The organism is Sphingomonas naphthae (assembly GCF_028607085.1).
GTDB lineage: Bacteria > Pseudomonadota > Alphaproteobacteria > Sphingomonadales > Sphingomonadaceae > Sphingomonas_Q > Sphingomonas_Q naphthae.
In genome coordinates this window covers 1778205-1797375 of record NZ_CP117411.1, presented here as the reverse complement: position 1 = coordinate 1797375, position 19171 = coordinate 1778205, and the positions used below count along the sequence as shown (strand labels likewise).

The 19171-nt window shown below is 68.2% G+C and carries 13 protein-coding genes; 6 read left to right on the top strand and 7 right to left on the bottom strand.

Going from position 1 to position 19171, the window contains the following annotated elements:
- Positions 1–37 precede the first annotated feature (37 nt).
- The 4 genes from PQ455_RS08495 to PQ455_RS08480 form a co-directional block, all read right to left on the bottom strand.
- Positions 38–844: a metallophosphoesterase family protein gene (locus PQ455_RS08495; protein ID WP_273690928.1), complete on the bottom strand. Its 807-nt coding sequence runs from the start codon at positions 842–844 to the stop codon at positions 38–40.
- Positions 841–1554 carry a hypothetical protein gene (locus PQ455_RS08490; RefSeq protein ID WP_273690926.1) on the bottom strand — a complete coding sequence of 238 codons (714 nt, stop codon included), beginning with the start codon at positions 1552–1554 and terminating at the stop codon, positions 841–843. The genes PQ455_RS08495 and PQ455_RS08490 overlap by 4 nt, the downstream gene beginning before the upstream one ends.
- Before the next feature lie 170 nt (positions 1555–1724).
- On the bottom strand, positions 1725–2612 hold the full coding sequence (locus tag PQ455_RS08485) for a DMT family transporter (RefSeq protein WP_273690924.1): 888 nt from the start codon (positions 2610–2612) through the stop codon (positions 1725–1727).
- A complete protein-coding gene (locus PQ455_RS08480; protein WP_273690923.1) occupies positions 2609–4297 on the bottom strand; it encodes an MFS transporter in 1689 nt (562 codons plus the stop codon). Before PQ455_RS08480 ends, PQ455_RS08485 begins: the two co-directional genes overlap by 4 nt.
- Positions 4298–4420: 123 nt before the next feature.
- Between PQ455_RS08480 and folE the strand changes: the two genes are divergently transcribed.
- The 6 genes from folE to PQ455_RS08450 all read left to right on the top strand — a co-directional run bounded on the left by folE (position 4421) and on the right by PQ455_RS08450 (position 12726).
- Positions 4421–5065, top strand: a complete 645-nt coding sequence (gene folE, locus PQ455_RS08475) for a GTP cyclohydrolase I FolE (protein WP_273690920.1) — start codon at positions 4421–4423, stop codon at positions 5063–5065.
- 65 nt (positions 5066–5130) lie between these two features.
- The gene (locus tag PQ455_RS08470) at positions 5131–5376 is read left to right on the top strand and encodes a hypothetical protein (RefSeq protein WP_273690917.1); all 246 of its coding nucleotides are present in this window, start codon (positions 5131–5133) and stop codon (positions 5374–5376) included.
- Positions 5377–5430: 54 nt separating this feature from the next.
- Positions 5431–6312, top strand: a complete 882-nt coding sequence (locus PQ455_RS08465; protein WP_273690914.1) for a glycine--tRNA ligase subunit alpha — start codon at positions 5431–5433, stop codon at positions 6310–6312.
- A 244-nt stretch (positions 6313–6556) separates the two neighbouring features.
- On the top strand, positions 6557–8995 hold the full coding sequence (glyS, locus tag PQ455_RS08460) for a glycine--tRNA ligase subunit beta (protein ID WP_273690911.1): 2439 nt from the start codon (positions 6557–6559) through the stop codon (positions 8993–8995).
- Positions 8996–9162: 167 nt separating this feature from the next.
- Positions 9163–11865 carry a pyruvate, phosphate dikinase gene (ppdK, locus tag PQ455_RS08455; RefSeq protein ID WP_273690908.1) on the top strand — a complete coding sequence of 901 codons (2703 nt, stop codon included), beginning with the start codon at positions 9163–9165 and terminating at the stop codon, positions 11863–11865.
- Between the two features lie 93 nt (positions 11866–11958).
- Positions 11959–12726, top strand: coding sequence for a MerR family transcriptional regulator (locus tag PQ455_RS08450; protein ID WP_273690906.1), 768 nt, complete (start codon positions 11959–11961; stop codon positions 12724–12726).
- 478 nt (positions 12727–13204) lie between these two features.
- On the opposite strand, the gene PQ455_RS08445 is transcribed toward PQ455_RS08450, so the two are convergent.
- The 3 genes from PQ455_RS08445 to PQ455_RS08435 form a co-directional block, all read right to left on the bottom strand.
- The gene (locus PQ455_RS08445) at positions 13205–14470 is read right to left on the bottom strand and encodes a DUF445 domain-containing protein (RefSeq protein ID WP_273690904.1); all 1266 of its coding nucleotides are present in this window, start codon (positions 14468–14470) and stop codon (positions 13205–13207) included.
- A 252-nt stretch (positions 14471–14722) separates the two neighbouring features.
- The gene (locus tag PQ455_RS08440) at positions 14723–17857 is read right to left on the bottom strand and encodes an efflux RND transporter permease subunit (protein WP_273690901.1); all 3135 of its coding nucleotides are present in this window, start codon (positions 17855–17857) and stop codon (positions 14723–14725) included.
- Between the two features lie 39 nt (positions 17858–17896).
- On the bottom strand, positions 17897–19054 hold the full coding sequence (locus PQ455_RS08435) for an efflux RND transporter periplasmic adaptor subunit (protein ID WP_273690900.1): 1158 nt from the start codon (positions 19052–19054) through the stop codon (positions 17897–17899).
- Positions 19055–19171 lie beyond the last annotated feature (117 nt).

The window sequence follows — 19171 nt, the reverse complement described above, 5'->3', positions numbered from 1 at the left end:
CTTCGCTCAGCACGAACGGCCCGTCAGGGGTGAGGGCTCAGCCTTCCGCCGCCTCCGCCCCGTGCCGATCATCCGCCGCCGGATCGGGCGTGCCCGCCGCGCGGAGGATCGTCGCCGAGCCATCCTCCAGCCGCACCGCCGTCAGCACGCCGGTGGCGTAGGCGCCGGTGTCGATGCCGATGCGGTGGGGGCGGATGCTGGGCTGGTCGTCGATCCAGCTGTGGCCGTGGATCACGAAATGGTCGTGGCGCATGTCCTTTTCGAGGAACTCGTCGCGAATCCAGAGGAGATCGTCCTCGGCCTGATCGGCCAGCGCCACGCCGGGGCGGATGCCGGCATGGACGAACAGATAGTCGCCGATCGTGACCGACAGTTCGAGCGCGCCTAGCAGATGGAGGTGGGAGGCCGGCATCCGATCGAGCAAGGCATCCCGCGCCTTCACCAGCTTGGCGGCCTTCGCGTCGGGGGCGGGGGGATCGATGCGGTAGGAGGCGAGGGTGCGGGTGCCGCCGTAGCGCAGCCATGGGCCGCCGTCCTCGGGCCGGTCGAGGAAGTCGAGCAGGCCCTGTTCGTGATTGCCCTTGAGCAGCCGGACGTGAAATTCCGGCCGGCGGGTGAGCCAGACGAGCGCCTCCAGCACGTCGGCGCTCTCCGGCCCGCGATCGATATAGTCGCCGCACAGGATGAGCGTCAGCCGCCGCCCGCGCGCCTGCGTGCCGTAATCCTCGACGATGAGGCCGAGCATCTGGCGCAGCAGATCGTAGCGGCCGTGGATGTCGCCGACGGCGTAGACGATCTTCCCATCGACCGTGCGATCGGTTTCGAGGGCAGGCGGCGGCGTCATTGGCGGGCGTACCAGCGCAGATCCTCGGCCAGCGCCTCATAGCCGGCGAGCAGGCGGGCGGGATCGTCGTCGGAGAGGCGGCGGAGGCGATCCCATTCGCGGCGATCCCGGCGCAACTTGTCGGCGGGCACGCCGGCGCGCTCGGCGGCGGAATAGGCGTCGCGCAGGCGGCGATCGGCGGCGAGGATCTCGGGATGCAGGCACCACGCCCGCTCGCGCCGGTCGAGCCTGGCACAGTCGGCGCTGGGGGCGGGGCGGTAGAGGGTGCGGGGCGTGTCGCGCTCTGGGGTGCTGGTCGCGATGCGGGGTTTGGACACCGGCTTGGCGGGTGCGGGTTTTTCGATCGGCTCGGCCGCGATCGCCTCGGCATCGACGACCTTCATCCGTGGCGGTTCGGCGGCGGGCGGGGGCGGGGCTGGCCGGGCGGCGACGGCTGGTTGACGGGGGGCGGGCGTCAGCCGCTCGCCGAGACGCGCGTTGGTGGCGAGCGTGGCGGCGACGGCGGCGATCGCGCCGGTGACGAGCGCCAGCGTCAGCCGGCGGCCGCGTCTTGCGGGCGGCGCGGGCAGGGGGGGCGTCGGATCGGCGGGCGCTTCGGGTTCGGGCGTGGGCAGGCCGGCGAACAGACGCTCCATCTCGCTCGCCACCGCGCGCGAGGAAGCACCGTCGCCGCGCTCGAAGCCGTCAGGGCGCGGCGGTTCGCTCTGCATGATCGTTTCGCCTCCGCATCGCGGGGTCAACGCCATGGCGGCGAATTGGCTCCCGAGAACTCGAACCGCTCGTCCTGAGCATGGTCGAAGGACATGCCCCACGCGCCACGTTCCATCGCACGCCCTTCGACTATGCTCAGGGCGAACGGAGAGTGAGAGGACGTGCCCGCTCAGGCTGGCGATGGCGGTGTCGGTTCGCCCTTCTCGCCGCGCACCACGGCGAGGCTGCCGATCAGGATCAGCAGGCCGCCGATCGCCAGCGCCGCCGTCAGACGGTCGCCGAACAGCGCCACGCCCAGGATCGCGCCCATCAGCGGCTCGATATTGATGAACACGCCCGCGCTCGCCGCATCGACCCGCGACGCGCCATAGGCCCAGGCGGCGGTGGCGAGGAAGGTGGAGAGGATGCCCTGGCCGACGATCCCGGCCCACGCCCCGGCGCTGAGCGCGAGCGGGGGCAAACCGTGCATCGCCACCGCGATCGGCAGCACCGTCAACCCGGCGACGATCACGGTGACGGCGGGAATGGTGAGGCTGGACGGCCCCTTCGGCGCGCGGCGCAGCACGATCAGCCAGGCGAGGAAGATCAGCAGCGAGGCGAGCGACAGGATCACGCCCAGCACCGATCCCGCGCCGCCCGGCTTGCCCGCGATCAGCCCGGCGCCGAGCGTCGAGGCGGCGACCCCGGCCCACGACAGGCGGGTCACCCGCTCGCCCATGATCCGCGCGCTGATGGCGATCAGCGCGGGCATCGCGCCGACCAGAAGCGCCGCCAGCGTCACCGACACCCGCGCCAGCCCCTCGAACTGGACGAGGAAGGCGATGCCGTAGAGGATGCCCGCCGCCAGCACCGGCCCGGATCGGAACATCGCGCGCATCGCCGGCGTGCGGATGGCGAAGGGCAGGGCCACCAGCGCCGCCACTGCGAAGCGCAGCAGCACCATGTGCGGCGGCGCGATCTCGCGCAGCGCCAGCTTGCCGAGCGGGAAGCCGAGACCCCAGAAAACGCCGGCGATGGTGAGGGCCAGGAAAGCGGCGCGCGGGGAGGACTTGGTCACGCCGCGCCTGTGCCGCCGGCTGCGGGTAACACGGCGGGCGTGCCGGGATCGGGCGTGTCATCGCGCCAGCGGACCGAACCGAACGGTCGATCGAGCAGCCGGCGCACGCGCCGGACATCGTCTCCGATGTGGAAGGAAATGGCGTGGTCGGTGACGGCGACGTCGGCGGCCGTCATGCGGCTGCGCTGGCGCAGATAATCATGCCATGTCGGGCAATTGTAACGCTCGATCCACAGCTGATCGTCGGCCAGATCGCGGGCGACCTGCCAATCGACCGCGCCGTTCCGCTGGCGGATGCGGCGAAGCGCCTGCATCGCATCGTAAAACGCGCGCGCCTGATCGGCCCGCACGCGATACTCCACCTCGACAAGGATCGGCCCGGAGCGGCCGGTGATGGCCAGCGCGATCTCGGGATCGTCGAGAACGACCGTTTCCTTGTCGCCATGCTGAAGGTCGGGCATCGGCAGGAGGCGGCCGACAAGGGCGGTGAGGCCCAGCGCACCCGCCGAGCAGAGCAGCGCCAGCCGCACGCCACCTTCCTCCGCGACATGGCCCCAGGCCCAGCTGCCGATGGCGATGCCGCCGCACACCGACGCCTGGAACGCCGCCAGCGTCCGCCCCGACACCCAGCGTGGCGCCGAAAGCTGCACACCGATGTTGAAGATGGTGACCGGCGCGATCCACATCGCCCCAGCCACGATCAGCGCGAGCGCGCTCACCGCCATATTCCCGCTGACCGCCACGATCGCCACGGCGATACCGAACAGGATCGTCGTCCAGCGCACCGCCGCCTCGCTGTCGAATCGGCGGGTGAGGGGGCCGACCATCAGCCCGCCCAGCACGGCGCCCACCCCGAACGCGCCGAGCAGGACGCCGTAAACCTGCGCGCCGCCGCCGATCAGATCGCGCGCGATCAGCGGCATCAGCGACGCCACAGAACCGCCCGCGAAACCGGTGAGGAAGCTGCGCGACAGCATCGTGCGGATGGCGGGCGTATGGATCGCGTAGCGCACGCCCGATCGGATCGCCCAGCCGAGCCGCTCGGGCGGCAGTCGTGATGGTTTCTGCACCCGCCGCCACAGCAGCAGCACCGCGATCAGCGGCAGATACATCAGCGCGTTGACGAAGAAAGCCGCGATGGCGCCCGCCGTGGCCACGATCACGCCGCCGATCGCCGGGCCCAGGCTGCGCGCCATGTTGAACGCGATCGAATTGAGCGCGATGCCCTGCGGCAATACGGCGGCGGGCACCTGCTCGCCCACCGCCGATTGCAGCGCGGGGCTCATCACCGCCCAACCGGTGCCGACCATGAAGCAATAGGCCAGCAGCATCCACGGCGACATCAACCCGGCGAAGCTGACGATCGAAAAGACGACCGCGCTGACGAGGGCCAGCAGCAGCGCGGCGAGGCCGACCTTGCGACGATCGTGCATGTCGGCGATCGCCCCGGCGGGCACGGCGATCAGCATGATCGGCAGCATCATCGCCGTCTGCACCAGCGCGACCATGTCGGCTGCCGGCGTCATCAGGGTCATGTCCCACGCGGCGCCCACCGTCTGGATCATCATGCCCAGATTTGAGAGCAGCGTGCCGATCCAGATGCGGCGGAACAGCGGTGTGGCCAGCGGCGTCCACATGCCGCCGCCGGCCCTTTTCGCCTTTCCCTTTGCGTCGGCCTGCGGCACATGCCTCTCCCGATCCGCCGCCCGCCGATCCGGGCTACGGCATTGCGCTTCGCCTTAGCGCCATTTAACGCACCAGCGGTAGCCGATGACGGCGCCGGTGCAAGGGCCGCGCGGCGCCGGCCCATGGCGGTGAGGAAGGCCGAGGCATTGACCCACGATCATCACGAGCCCGACGACGGCGACATCGTCGCCCCGCCGCCGAAAATCCCCGTGCCGGACGAGGTTGCCGACGCGATCCGCACGCTGATCCGCTGGACCGGCGACGACCCCACGCGCGAGGGGCTGGTCGATACGCCGCTGCGCGTGGCGCGGGCGTGGAAGGAATATTGCAGCGGCTATGGCGAGGACCCGCAGATCCACCTTGCCCGTACCTTCGAGGAGGTGGGCGGCTATGACGAGATCGTGCTGCTGAAGGGCATCCCCTTCCAGTCGCATTGCGAACATCACATGGCGCCGATCCTCGGCACCGCCTCGATCGCCTATCTGCCGAAAGACAAGGTGGTCGGCATATCGAAACTGGCGCGCGTGCTGCACGGCTATGCCCGGCGCTTGCAGGTGCAGGAGCGGCTGACGGCCGAGGTGGCCGACGCCATCTGGAACGGCCTGCATCCGCTCGGCGTGGCGGTGGTGGTCGAGGCGAGCCACGGCTGCATGACCGCGCGCGGTGTCCGCACGCCGGGCGTCGCGATGACGACGAGCCGGATGATGGGCGTGTTCCGCGACGACGAACGCTCGCGCCGAGAGGTTCTGGCGCTGATGGGCTATTGATCGCGGAACTTCGCGGCTTTTGAAGGCTTTTTCCGGGCGATAGCCAGCCCGGAGGATGCCGCCCGATGCCACTCACCGCGATGATCATGGGTGTCATGGCGGGCGCGATGCCCATCGGCGCGAGTGGCGGCGACGTTGCGAATTTCGATCTGGCCGACGTGCGGCCGAGCGAAAGGGACGTGGTGGTACGCGGCCCACGCGGCCGCTCCCGGTTCCTGCTGCCGGAGGTGGACGAGCCGTCCCGTCAGCGCGCGAAATTCCGCTGGAAGCTCAACAAGGTGAAGCTGCGCGTGCCGATCGCGTCGATCTGATCCGCCCCACAATACCTTGACCCCCCCACCGCCGCCCCGCTACCGGCGGCGGCCATGACCGCGCCCGCCGCACCGCTCAGCTTCCAGGGGCTGATCCTCACCCTCCATGCGTACTGGAGCCGGCAGGGCTGCGTGATCCTGCAACCCTATGACATGGAAATGGGCGCTGGCACCTTCCACCCCTACACCACGCTGCGCGCCCTCGGCCCGAAGCCCTGGAAGGCGGCCTATGTGCAGCCCTCGCGCCGGCCGACCGATGGGCGTTATGGCGAGAACCCCAACCGCCTCGGCCATTATTACCAATATCAGGTGATCCTGAAGCCCAGCCCGGCCGACTTGCAGGCGCTCTACCTCGGCAGCCTGGCCGAAATCGGCATCGATCCGCTGAAGCACGACATCCGCTTCGTCGAGGACGATTGGGAGAGCCCGACGCTCGGCGCGTGGGGCCTCGGCTGGGAAGTGTGGTGCGACGGCATGGAGGTGACGCAATTCACCTATTTCCAGCAGGTCGGCGGCTTCGACTGCAAGCCCGTCGCGGGCGAGATCACCTACGGGCTCGAGCGGCTGGCGATGTATATCCAGGGCGTCGACAACGTCTACGACCTCGCCTTCAACGACGAGGGCGTCAGCTACGGCGACGTGTTCCTCGAAAACGAGAAGCAATTCTCCGCCTATAATTTCGAGGCGGCGAACACCGAGGTGCTGTTCAGGCAATTCACCCAGGCGGCCGACGAATGCCGCGCGCTGCTCGATCGGGAGGCGCCGCTGCCGCTGCCGGCCTACGATCAGGCGATCAAGGCGAGCCACATCTTCAACACCCTCCAGGCGCGCGGCGTGATCTCGGTCGCGGAGCGGCAGGCCTATATCGGCCGCGTGCGCGATCTGACGAAGGGGTGTTGCGCCGCGTGGATGGCGCATAACGGGTGGGAGGGATGATGGTAAGCGCGGATATCGTCGCCCCGGCGCAGGCCGGGGCCTCCGGCGGCTGCCACACCCGTCGCCCCAAGCCTGCCGAGACCCCGGCCTGCGCCGGGGTGACGAACCTCCTTTCGATCCTCCCCTGCAAGGGGAGGTGGCGCGCGACAGCGCGACGGAGGGGTGATACCCTCTCGATGGTGGGTCACCCCTCCACCAGCCTGCGGCTGGTCCCCCTCCCCTTGCAGGGGAGGAACCCCAAGCCATGACCGACTTCCTCCTCGAACTCCTCTCCGAGGAAATTCCCGCGCGGATGCAGGAGAAGGCGTGCGCCGATCTGGCGCGGCTGTTCGCGGCCGAGATCGGCAAGGCGGGGCTGACCGCCACCGGACTCGAGACTTACGCCACCCCGCGCCGCCTCGCCCTGATCGCGCGCGGGTTGCCGCTTGCCACGCAGGCCGTCAGAGAGGAGCTGAAAGGCCCGCGCGCCGGCGCGCCGCCGCAGGCGCTGGAGGGGTTCCTGCGCAAGACCGGGCTCAGCGCCGACCAGCTCGTCGATCGCGGCGGGGTGCTGTTCGCGGTGATCGAGAAGCCGGGCCGTGCCACCGCCGAGGTGCTGGCCGAGGCCGTGCCCGCGATCGTGCGCGGCTTCCCCTGGCCGAAATCGATGCGCTGGGGGGCGGCGTCCGCCAGCACGTCGTCGCTGCGCTGGGTGCGGCCGTTGAAGGGCATCGTCGCGCTGCTGGGGCAGGATGTCGTGCCGATCGAGGTCGAGGGCGTCACCTCGGGCGCGGAGACGGTGGGGCATCGCTTCCACCACCCCGGCATCATCACCATCGGCGGCGCGGACGATTATGCCGCCAAGCTGCGCGCCTGCCACGTCATCCTCGACCCCGCCGAGCGGCAGGCGATCATCCGCGAGGGCGCCGCGAGGGCCGCCGCGGCGCGCGGGCTGACGGTCGCGCCGGACGAGGGGCTGGTGGCCGAGAATGCCGGCCTCACCGAATGGCCGGTGCCGCTGCTGGGCGATTTCGATCCGGCGTTCCTGGCGGTGCCGCGCGAGGTGATCCAGCTCACCATGCGGACCAACCAGAAATATTTCGCCTGTCTGGACGCGGCCGGCGAACTGGCGCCGACCTTCATCTGCACCGCCAATATCGAGGCGGCCGATGGCGGCGAGGCGATCGTCGCCGGCAACCGCAAGGTGCTGGCCGCGCGGCTGTCGGACGCGAAATTCTTCTGGGAGCAGGATCTGAAGGTTCCGCTCGCGGAGAGCGCGAAGAAGCTGGGGCAGATCGTGTTCCACGAGAAGCTGGGCACGGTGGCCGACAAGGTCGAGCGCGTGGCGAAGCTGGCGCGGTGGCTGGTGGAGTCCGATATCGTGAAACCCCGTGCTCCTGCGAAGGCAGGAGCCCAGGGTGGGGAAGCGCAACCTAACCCTGGGCTCCTGCCTTCGCAGGAGCACGACAAGAAACAACTCGCCGACATGGCCCAGAAGGCGGCCGAGCTATGCAAGGCCGATCTCGTCACCGGCATGGTCGGCGAATTCCCCGAGCTTCAGGGCGTGATGGGCGGCTATTATGCGCGGGCCGAGGGCCTCGCGCCGCAAGTCGCCGACGCGATCCGCGATCACTACAAGCCGGTCGGGCAGGGTGACGCGGTGCCGACCGCGCCGGTGACGGTGGCGGTGTCGCTGGCGGACAAGCTGGATGCAATCGCAGCGTTCTTCTCGATCAATGAAAAGCCAACGGGCTCTAAAGATCCGTTTGCGCTGCGGCGCGCAGCTCTCGCGATTATTAGGCTGATTGTTGAGAATCACCTGACGCTCGATCTTCGCAGATCTTTGGTAGAGGCTGCTTGGAGTCAGCCATTCGCTCGTCCAAAGGACGCTACACTCGAAGCGAACAAAATGTTTGGTGAGTTTTCCCGCTATATACGAATGGGACGCGATGTTGCGGCAGATATGTACGCTCAACTGCGTGGCCAAGCAGACGATAAAGCTATCGAACGCGCTGCGAGCAACACCAAAAAGCTATACGCGATTGCTGACGAGGCTCTCGACTTCTTCGCCGACCGCCTCAAGGTCCAGCAGAAGGAAGCCGGGGTTCGCCACGATCTGATCGACGCGGTGTTCGCGTTGGGTGGGGAGGATGATCTCGTCCGGTTGCTCGCCCGCGTGAAGGCGTTGCAGGGGTTCGTCGGCACCGAGGATGGGGCCAATCTGCTCGCGGGCTACAAGCGCGCGACGAATATCCTGAAGAAGGAAGCGCCGGAATCTCCCTCTCCCCAGCGGGGAGAGGGTCGGGGAGAGGGGGCGCGAACCGGAGGTGAGCGTCCCGCACTGGCCGATGGGGCGGACGCTCAGGGCGTGCCGCCCTTCGCGCCCCTCTCCCAACCCTCTCCCCGAGGGGGAGAGGGCTTTGGCGTGCAAAAAACGCTGTCCTACACGCCCGAAAAGGCGGAAACGGCGCTCATGTCCGCGATCGACTCAGCCGAGCCGCGCGCCGCCGCGGCGGTCGCCGCCGAGGATTTCGAGGGGGCGATGGCCGCGCTTGCCTCGCTGCGCGCGCCGATCGACGGTTTCTTCGATCAGGTGACGGTGAACGACGCCGATCCCGCCAAGCGCGCCGCGCGGCTCGCTCTGCTGGCGCGGGTGCGGGCGGCGGTGCATCAGGTGGCCGATTTCTCCCGCATAGAGGGGTAGTCGCCCGCCGAAACAAGGGCGTAGGATGCGAACTTCGTGAACTTCCGGGCCAAGGCATCGGGCGCGCGAAGCGCCGCTTTGGACCGGAAAACAGGAGCCGAACTTGAACTGGCCCCTGTTGCGGTGCACAATGATTCAACCGGTTTCAGCATAGAACGAGGTAGATGATGGCGAGCGCGACCCTGGCGGACCCCAAGGCGACCAGCACGGAGCGTTACGTCTACCGCTTCGGCGGCGGCGTCTCCGATGGCGGCAAGGGCGACAGGAATCTGCTGGGCGGCAAGGGCGCGAACCTCGCCGAAATGGCGTCGATCGGCCTGCCGGTGCCGCCGGGCTTCACCATCTCGACCGACATGTGCACCCGCTATTACGAGGAAGGCCAATCCTTCCCGGAGAGCGTGCGCGCCGAGGTCGCCGCCGGCATCACTCATATCGAGGCGATCACGGCCAAGTCTTTCGGCGACAAGGCCGATCCCTTGCTGGTGTCGGTCCGTTCGGGTGCGCGCATCTCGATGCCGGGCATGATGGATACGGTCCTCAACCTCGGCCTCAACGACGAGACGGTGCTCGGCCTCGCCGCCGCGTCCGGTGACGAGCGGTTCGCGTGGGACAGCTATCGCCGCTTCATCCAGATGTATTCGGATGTCGTGCTCGAACTGGATCATGGCGCGTTCGAGGAGGCGCTGGAGATCGCCAAGGAGGATCTGGGCGTCAATCTCGATACCGATCTGGGCGCCGCCGACTGGAAGACGCTGGTCGCCAAATACAAGGCGATCGTCGAGGAGCAGTGGGGCAAGCCCTTCCCGCAGGACGTGCACGAACAATTATGGGGCGCGGTGGGCGCGGTGTTCGGATCGTGGCAGTGCGATCGCGCCAAGGTCTATCGCCGCCTGAACGACATCCCCGCGAGCTGGGGCACCGCCGTCAACGTGCAGGCGATGGTGTTCGGCAACATGGGCGACACCTCGGCCACGGGCGTCGCCTTCACCCGCGATCCGTCCAAGGGCGACCGGGCCTATTATGGCGAATTCCTCATCAATGCCCAAGGCGAGGACGTCGTCGCCGGCATCCGCACGCCGCAATATCTGACGCTCGCGGCCCGCGAGGGCGCCGGCGCCACCGCCCCCTCGATGGAAGAGGCGATGCCCGCCGTCTATGGCGAGCTGGCGCGCGTGTTCGACCTGCTGGAAACGCATTATCGCGACATGCAGGACATCGAATTCACCGTGCAGGAGGGCAAGCTCTGGATGCTCCAGACGCGATCCGGCAAGCGCACCGCCAAGGCGGCGCTGAAGATCGCGGTGGACATGGCGAGCGAGGGCCTCATCACCGAGGAGGAGGCCGTCGCCCGCGTCGATCCGTCGGCGCTGGACCAGCTGCTCCACCCCACGCTCGATCCCAAGGCGCCGCGCGACGTGATCGCCAAGGGGCTTCCCGCCTCGCCGGGCGCCGCGTCCGGCAAGGCGGTGTTCGACGCCGACACGGCCGAGCATCATGCCGAGCTGGGCGAGGCCGTCATCCTCGTCCGCACCGAGACGTCGCCTGAGGACATTCACGGCATGCACGCCGCCAAGGGCATCCTCACGGCGCGCGGCGGCATGACCAGCCACGCCGCCGTCGTGGCGCGCGGCATGGGCCGCCCCTGCGTGTCGGGTGTCGGCACGCTCGCGATCGATGCCAAGGCGAAGGTATTCCGCGTCGGCAGCCGCGAGGTGCGCGAGGGCGACATCATCACGATCGATGGCGCCACCGGCGAAGTGATGATCGGCGAGGTCGCCACGATCGAGCCCGAGCTGGCCGGCGATTTCGGCACGCTGATGGTGTGGGCCGACAAGGTCCGCCGCCTGAAGGTGCGCGCCAACGCCGAGACGCCCAAGGATTGCCAGACCGCCCGCCAGTTCGGCGCGGAAGGCGTGGGGCTTTGCCGCACCGAGCATATGTTCTTCGATGCCGCGCGCATCACCGCCGTCCGCCAGATGATCCTGGCGGAGGACGAGAAGGGCCGTCGCGTCGCGCTCGAAAAGCTGCTGCCCGAACAGCGCGACGATTTCGCGATGATCTTCGAGATCATGGCCGGCCTGCCGGTGACGATCCGCCTGCTCGATCCGCCGCTGCATGAGTTCCTGCCGCACGCAGAGGAGGAGTTCGCCGAGGTGGCCGATGCCGCCGGTGTCGGCGTGGAGGCGCTCAAGCGCCGCGCGGCCGAACTGCACGAATTCAACCCGATGCTGGGCCATCGCGGCTGCCGCCTGGGCGTCACCTACCCCGAAATCTACGAGATGCAGGCCCGCGCCATCTTTGAGGCGGCGATCGCCGTCGAGAAGCGCACCGGCGCGGCGCCGATCCCCGAGGTAATGGTCCCGCTCGTCGCCACCCGGCGCGAGCTGGAGCTGATGAAGAAGCTGATCGACGATACCGCCAAGGCGGTGTTCGCCGAGAGCGGCATCACCATCGACTATCTCGTCGGCACCATGATCGAGCTGCCGCGCGCCGCGCTGAAGGCGGGCGAGATCGCCGAGGTGGGCGAATTCTTCTCCTTCGGCACCAACGATCTGACGCAGACCGCGCTGGGCGTTTCCCGCGACGACGCGGCGCGCTTCCTTGGCGTCTATGTCGACAAGGGCATCTACCCCAAGGATCCGTTCGTCAGCCTCGATATCGAGGGTGTCGGCGAACTGATCGAGATCGCCGCCGAACGCGGCCGCAAGACCCGCCCCGGCATCAAGCTGGGCATCTGCGGCGAACATGGCGGCGACCCCGCCTCGATCGCCTTCTGCGAAAAGACCGGGTTGGATTACGTGTCCGCCTCGCCCTACCGCGTGCCGATCGCCCGGCTGGCGGCGGCGCAGGCGGCGCTGGCCAACCGCTGATTCGTGCCATCACCCCGGCCTGGGCCGGGGTGATGCGCTATCAGGCAAATCGGCGCTTGAAGCTGCCCTAGCGTCAACCGCTAGACAGGCGTCATGCCTGATTCGCTCGACATCGCCGACGTCGCCCGCCGCACCGGCCTCACCGCCCGCGCGCTGCGCTTCTACGAGGGGCGCGGGCTCGTGCGGCCGCTGCGCTCGGCCAGCGGGCGGCGGCTCTACGCGCCCGACGATATCGAGCGGCTGGGGCGGATCGTCGCGCTCAAGGCGGCCGGCTTCAGCCTCGCCGATATCGGCCGGCTGCTGGCCCACAAGACGATCGACCTCGCCGCTCTGGTCGAGGCGCAACTCCAGGCGCTCGACGCGCGCGCCGCCGAACTGGCCTCGGCGCGGCGCCTGCTCCTGTCGGCCAAGTCCCGCATCGATCGTGGCGAGCCGCTCGATGCCGCGACCCTCTGCTCGCTGATCCGCACCGGAGATCGCATCATGGAACCCGAAAACTGGAAGACCGTCACCGACCGCTACTTCACCCCCGAACAGAAAGCCGAATGGGCCGATCGCATGGCCGCCGTGCCCGGCAATTTCGACGCGGAGGCCTATAACCGCAGCTGGGCCGATCTCGGCACCCGCATCGCGGCGCAACTCCCGCTCGATCCCGCCTCCCCACAGGCGCAAGCGCTGTACGAGGAATGGCAGGCGTTGCTCGTGCCTTTCACCCAGGTCGCCACCCCCGCGATGATGGCGGGTGCTGCCAACCTCTACGATCGGATGCCCGAGTGGCAGGGCGAGCAGAAACCGCCTTTCCCGATGGAAGTATGGGGCTTCATCAAGCAGGTCGCGGCGGCGCGGAAGTCGGCGACGTGACCAATTTGTGAGCTTATGGCTGACCCCGATTGGCAAGATGCCCGGATGGCCGGGGTTGGTGGTTAGCTGTCGTTTGGTCCACGCTTGTTTATCGTATCGAGGTGCGTCTCCAAGTGCTTATCGCGGCTCCCAAAAATGCTGCCAACAATCAGACCAACGATAGGATCGACGCAACCCCAAGCGGCCGCTGTTCCGGCTAACCCGAACAGCCACAGCCTCTCAGGCTCGAGGGCAAAACCCAGGCTTACAAGCAGGATTGCGGCTCCAAATGGAAGCCATGGTGACAGCAACGCGCGTCTTAGCATCAACAGAGTTTGCGTTGCTGCGGCTATGTCCGCAAGTGGGGCGCTTTCAGACGGACAGCCATGATGAACCGGCGGCCTGACGTCCGTTCGTCCTGAGCGAAGTCGAAGGGCGTGCCCAGTCGATCCGCTGCGGTGTCTCGACTTCGCTCGACACGAACGGTCTGACTGTCGGTTCACACCAACCGATCCACCACATGGATCGTCAGCCCCACCAGCCCGCCCACCAATGTCCCGTTGATGCGGATATATTGCAGGTCGCGGCCCACCGCATTTTCCAGCCGGCTCGTCACCGTGCCCGCGTCCCAGCCGCGGATCGTGTCCGACACCAGCTTCACGATCGAATCGCCATAGGCCGCCACCGCGCCCACCGTGGCGCGCCGCACCGTGCGGTTGACCCCGGCGGCGAGGCGGGGATCGGCCTGGAGTTTTTCGCCCAAACCGCGCAGCGTCTCGCCGAAGCGGCCGCCCAGCAACGTGTCGGGGTTGCGCGCCGCCCGCAGCAGCGCCTCGCGCGCCTGTGCCCACAGCGTGTCGAGGTAACCCGTCACGGCCGGGTTCGCGAGCAGCTCCTCCTTCCATCGCTCGACCCGCGCCTGCATCTCCGGGTCATGGCGCAGATCGTGGGCGAGCTTCCTGAGGCCCTCCTCGGCCTTGCCGCGCAAGGGGTGTTCGGGATTGTCGATCATCTCGCCCAGCAGCTTGAACAGGCCGTTGAGGATCGCCGTCGCCAGCGTCTCGTCGAGCCCCGTCCAGCGCAGGATCGATCCCGCCCGGTCGTGGATCATCTGCCGCACGATCGCCTCGTTGGCGGCGAGCGTACGGCCGGCCCACATCACGATCGCGTCGATGATCGGCTTGGTCCGCCCGTCGGCGATGGCGCGTTCCAGCAGCTGGCCGGCCAGCGGCGCGACGTGGAAGCCCTTCATCCGGGCCAGCGCCCAGGCGCGCGTCATCTGGCCGATGCGCTCGTCGTCCATCGCCTCGATCACCGATACGGCGAGCTTCGATCCGCCCTCGGCGATGCGCGTGCCTTTCGGCGGGGAGGTGAGGATGCGGCCGATCGCGCCGGCCGCGTCCAGCCGGTACATCCGGCGCGAGACGACGCGCGGGGTGAGGAAATTGCCGCGCAGGAAGCTGGCGAGGCTGTCGCCGATCCTGTCCTTGTTGCGCGGGATGATCGCGGTATGCGGGATCGGCAGGCCCAGCGGATGGCGAAACAGCGCCGTCACCGCGAACCAGTCCGCCATGCCGCCCACCATCGCCGCCTCGGCGAAGGCGCGCAGATAGCCCCAGTCGGGATGCCGCGCCTCCAGCGCGCGGGCCGTCAGGTAGATCGCCGCCATCAGGATCAGCAGCCCGGTCGCGACGACCCGCATCCCCCTGACGCCCCCCTGCGCCGGATTGAAACGATCGAGGCCGGTGCGCGCGAGCAGGCTCATGGGCATGACCGTGCGGCAAGCGGGCGGGGGGTGGCAAGGCGGGAAATCATCGGGGAGGGCAGGGCCATCCCCTCATAATGTGCGCGCGGGGGATTTGGTTCACTCGGGGTGCCCCAAGTTCCTCCCCTGCAAGGGGAGGGGGACCATCGCGCAAGCGATGGTGGAGGGGTGACCCGCTCTCGGTGGCGCGATACCCCTCCGTCAGCCCTGCGGGCCGCCACCTCCCCTTGCAGGGGAGGATTTCGCCAGTCGTCACTCCGCCGGGTGGGCATGTCCCCCGGTCTGCGCGGCCGTCCCGCCGTCGCCGGTGGTGATGAGCTTGCCCAGCTTCGGCCCGAGGCGGCGCTCGACCGAGTCCGCCAGGCTGAAGCCCGCCGGGATCAGCAGCAGGGTGAGCAGCGTCGACAGGATCAGGCCGCCGATCACGGTGACGGCCATCGGCTGGTTCCACGAACCGTCGCCGCCGATCGACAGCGCCGTCGGCATCATGCCGGCGACCATCGCCACGGTGGTCATCACGATCGGCTGGGCGCGCTTGTGCCCGGCGTCGACGATCGATTCATAGGGATCGCGCCCCAGCCGCATCTCCTCGATCGCGAAATCGATCAGCAGGATCGAATTCTTGGCGACGATGCCGAACAGCATCAGCACGCCGATCAGCACCGGCAGCGAGATCGGCATGCCCGCGACGTGCAGCGCGAGCGTGCCGCCCAGCGGCGCCAGCAGCAGCGACGACAGGTTCACGAACGGCGGCATCACACGGCGATACAGCAGCACCAGCACCGCCAGCACCAGCAGCACGCCGGCGAACAGGGCGATGAAGAAGTTCTGCATCATCTCGGCCTGCCACTTGCTCTCGCCGGCGGCCTGGTAGTGGACGCCGACCGGCAGCTCGTCCATCGCCGGCAGCTTCAGGATCTTGGCGCGCTGCTCGCCCGAGACCGCGCCGGGGGCGAGATCGGCCGAGAGGATCACGCGGCGTTCCTGATTGTAGCGCACGATCTGCGACGGGCCCGCGCCGAAGCCGACATCGGCCACCACGCGCAGCGGCACCGTGCCGCCCGACGAGGTCGGCACCGGCAGATTCTGGATCGTCCCCAGATTGCGCCGGCTGTTCTCGTCCAGCGCCACCCGGATCGGGATCTGCCGATCGGACAGCGAGAATTTGGCGACATTCTGGTCGATGTCGCCCAGCGTCGCGATGCGGATGGTCTGGCTGAGCGCCTGCGTCGTCACGCCGAGGTCGGCGGCCAGATCGAGGTGTGGCTTGATGGTGATCTCCGGGCGCGGCAGATCGCCTTCGACGCGCGGGGTGCGGATGCCGGGCAGGCCCTTCATCTGCTCGACCACCTTCAGGGCGGCCTGTTGCAGCTTGGCGGGATCGTCACCGGCCAGCATCACGGAGATGTCGCGGTTGGAGCCGCCGCCGCCGTTCTGCGAGTTGAAGGTCACGCGCGCGTCGGCGATGTCCGCCAGCTGCGGCGCCATCGCGCGCTCGAATTCGATGCTGGTGCGCGGCCGGTCTTCCTTCAGCGTCATCGAAATGGTGGCGCTGCCGACATCGATGAACTCGATCGCGGTCGCCACCTCGGGCTGCTGACGCATGATCCCGGCGACGCGATCGGCGACGGCCTTGGTCTGCGCCAGCGTCGTGCCCGGCGTCATGGTGATCGAGATCCGGCTCGTGTCCACGTTGAGCGGCGGCTGGAAGGTGAAGGGCAGGGTGGCGAACGACACGATCGTCGCGCCGAACGCCAGCACCGCCAGGAACACCGTCAGCTTGCGATTGTCGCGGGTCCACAGCCGATACCAGCGGCGCGGGCCGCTCTTCTCATGGTGCAGCGTCCAGCGCAGCACCGCCATGTACCAGTCCATCAGCCTGCCCTCGCCGTGGGTGGCCTCGCCATGGGATTTCAGGAAATAGGCGGCGATCATCGGCGTGACGATGCGGGCGACGGCCAGCGACATCAGCACCGCGACGACCACGGTGAAGCCGAAATTCTTGAAGAACTGCCCGGCGATGCCCGGCATCATGCCGACCGGCAGGAAAACCGCGACGATCGAGAAGGTCGTCGCCACCACCGCCAGGCCGATCTCGTCGGCGGCGTCGATCGAGGCCTGATAGGCGGATTTGCCCATGCGCATGTGGCGCACGATATTTTCGATCTCCACGATCGCGTCGTCGACCAGCACGCCCGCCACCATGCTCAGCGCCAGCAGCGTCATGAAGTTGAGCGTGAAGCCCATCAGGTCCATGATCCAGAAGGTCGGGATCGCCGAGAGCGGGATCGCGAGCGCCGAGATGATCGTCGCGCGCCAGTCGCGCAGGAACAGGAACACCACCAGCACCGCCAGCACGGCGCCCTCGACCATCGCGTGGATCGCCGACTTGTAATTGTCCTTGGTATATTTGACCGAGTTGAACCGCTTCACGAAGTGGATGTTCGGATTGTCCTTCTCGATCTTCTCCAGCATCTTGATCGTGTCGTCATAGACCGACACGTCGGACGCGCCGCGCGCGCGGAAGATGCCGAAGCTCACGACCGGGCGGCCGTTCATGATCGCCATCGATCGTTGCTCGCCATACAGGTCGCGCACGGTGGCGATGTCCGCCAGCTTGACCGAGCGGCCGTTGCCGAAGGTGATCTGCGTCTGGCTGAGATCATAGGCGTCGTTGGCGTTGCCCACCACGCGCACCGCCTGTTCGGCGCCGCCCACCTCGGCGCGGCCGCCGGCGGCGTTGACGTTGATCGAGCGGAGCTGCTGGTTGACCTGCACCGCCGTGACGCCAAGCGCCTGCATCCGCGCCGGATCGAGGATCACGCGGATCTCGCGGTTGACGCCGCCGTTGACGTTCACCTTCTGCATCCCGTCGATGCCGAGCAGGCGGCGCGCGACGACGTTCGACGCGAACCAGCTGAGCTGCTCCATCGTCATGTCGTTGGCTTCGATCGAGAAATTGGCGATCGCCCCGCCGTTGACCTGCGCGCGGATGACCTGCGGCTCGATGATGCCGTCGGGCAACTGGCCCCGGATCTGCGCGACGGCGTCGCGCACGTCGGTCACGGCGCGGTCGATCGGCGTCTCGATCGAGAATTGCACGAAGGTCTGCGACGAGCCTTCGTTGATGGTCGTCTGGATCTCGTCGACGCCCTCCAGATTGCGCATGGAAGATTCGACGATCTGCGACACCTGCGTCTCCAGCTCGGACGGCGCGGCGCCCGGCTGCGAGATCATCACGACGACGCCGGGGAAGGTGATCTCCGGATTCTGGTTCACGTCCATGCGGATGAAGGACACGATCCCGGCCAGTGTCAGGGCGAGGAACAGGACGATGGGCGGCACCGGGTTGCGGATCGCCCAGGCCGAGATGTTACGGAAACCCATGGAAAAATCCTTGCTGTCGCTAAGGGCGCAACGCGCGCCTCAGCGGCCCTTCGCCAGAAGTTCGGGGATGACCTTGTCACCGATGTTGAGGAAGGCGCCGGCCGAGACGACGACGCGCTCGGTGCCCGTCAGGCCATCCGTCACGGTCACGCCGCGATCGTCGACGCCGCCCACCTTCACGTCACGGCGCACGACCTTGTCGGCGCCGTCGATCAGATAGACGTAATTGCCCTTCGCGTCGCTCTGCACCGCCGATTCCGGCAGCAGCGGCGCCGTGGTCGATCCGCCGGTGATGGCGACCGCCGCGAAGCCGCCGGGGCGCAGCGCCGGATCATAGGTGAGCGCGACGCGGGCGACGCCCTGCCGGCTCGTCGGGTCGATGATCGGCGACAGCTGCCATATCTGCCCGTCGATCGTGCGGGCCTGGCCCACCGGGGTCACCTTGGCGGGCAGGCCCACCTTGAGGGTCGCCAGATCGCTTTCGGCCAGGCGGGTCAGCACCTCGAAATTGCCGTTGGCGGCGACGCGAAAGAGCGTGCCCGATCCGCCGACGATCTGGCCGGCCTCGATCGAGCGGGTCAGCACGAGGCCGTCGGTGGGGGAGACGATGTTGAGCCGGCCGATACGCGCGCGCTGCTCGGCCAGCTGCGCCTGCGCCACGCGGACGCGGGCGACGGTCTGGTCGCGGGTGGCGGTGCGCGCGTCGATGTCGGCGCGCGAGATGAAACCACGATCGACCAGCTTGATCGCGCGATCCAGATTGGCCTGCGCCAGCTTGGCGTCGGCCTGCGCGACGGCGATCTGCGCGGCGAGCGAGGATGCCTGCTCGGTCTGCACCGATCGATCGATCACGGCCAGCACCTGACCGCGCTTCACCCACGTCCCCTGCTCGACCAGCACGCGGACGACCTGCCCGCCCTCGCCGGCGATGCCGACCGGCATGTCGCGGCGCGCGGCGACGGTGCCGGTGGCGTTGATGACGCGGGCGACGGTGGTGGTGCCCGGCACGGTGACGGTGACATGTGGCAGGGTAGGGCCCTTGGGGCCGGCCGGCTTGCCGCCGCGCATCATCATCGTGGCGCCGATCACCAGCACCAGCAGCACGACCACGATTCCGGCGATCAGGATCCGCCGACGGCGGCGCGGCGCGCCCATGTCCTGATCCGCCTCGAAGCGCGAGAAAGCTTCCATGTTCATCCTGTCCGTCCCGAAGTCCCCCGGCATGGGCCTCACCCATCCGTCTGCCAGTGTGTATTAGCTCAATATATCACCTGGCTCAAGCTCCCCTTACACGATCGCATTTCACCGCGCGAC

What these genes read in the sequence shown, in the direction of transcription:
- PQ455_RS08495 (WP_273690928.1), bottom strand. Translation starts at nt 844, where the DNA reads ATGACGCCGCCGCCTGCCCTCGAAACCGATCGCACGGTCGATGGGAAG.
- PQ455_RS08490 (WP_273690926.1), bottom strand. Translation starts at nt 1,554, where the DNA reads ATGCAGAGCGAACCGCCGCGCCCTGACGGCTTCGAGCGCGGCGACGGT.
- folE (WP_273690920.1), top strand. Translation starts at nt 4,421, where the DNA reads ATGGCGGTGAGGAAGGCCGAGGCATTGACCCACGATCATCACGAGCCC.
- PQ455_RS08470 (WP_273690917.1), top strand. Translation starts at nt 5,131, where the DNA reads ATGCCACTCACCGCGATGATCATGGGTGTCATGGCGGGCGCGATGCCC.
- PQ455_RS08465 (WP_273690914.1), top strand. Translation starts at nt 5,431, where the DNA reads ATGACCGCGCCCGCCGCACCGCTCAGCTTCCAGGGGCTGATCCTCACC.
- glyS (WP_273690911.1), top strand. Translation starts at nt 6,557, where the DNA reads ATGACCGACTTCCTCCTCGAACTCCTCTCCGAGGAAATTCCCGCGCGG.
- ppdK (WP_273690908.1), top strand. Translation starts at nt 9,163, where the DNA reads ATGGCGAGCGCGACCCTGGCGGACCCCAAGGCGACCAGCACGGAGCGT.
- PQ455_RS08450 (WP_273690906.1), top strand. Translation starts at nt 11,959, where the DNA reads ATGCCTGATTCGCTCGACATCGCCGACGTCGCCCGCCGCACCGGCCTC.
- PQ455_RS08445 (WP_273690904.1), bottom strand. Translation starts at nt 14,470, where the DNA reads ATGAGCCTGCTCGCGCGCACCGGCCTCGATCGTTTCAATCCGGCGCAG.
- PQ455_RS08440 (WP_273690901.1), bottom strand. Translation starts at nt 17,857, where the DNA reads ATGGGTTTCCGTAACATCTCGGCCTGGGCGATCCGCAACCCGGTGCCG.
- PQ455_RS08435 (WP_273690900.1), bottom strand. Translation starts at nt 19,054, where the DNA reads ATGAACATGGAAGCTTTCTCGCGCTTCGAGGCGGATCAGGACATGGGC.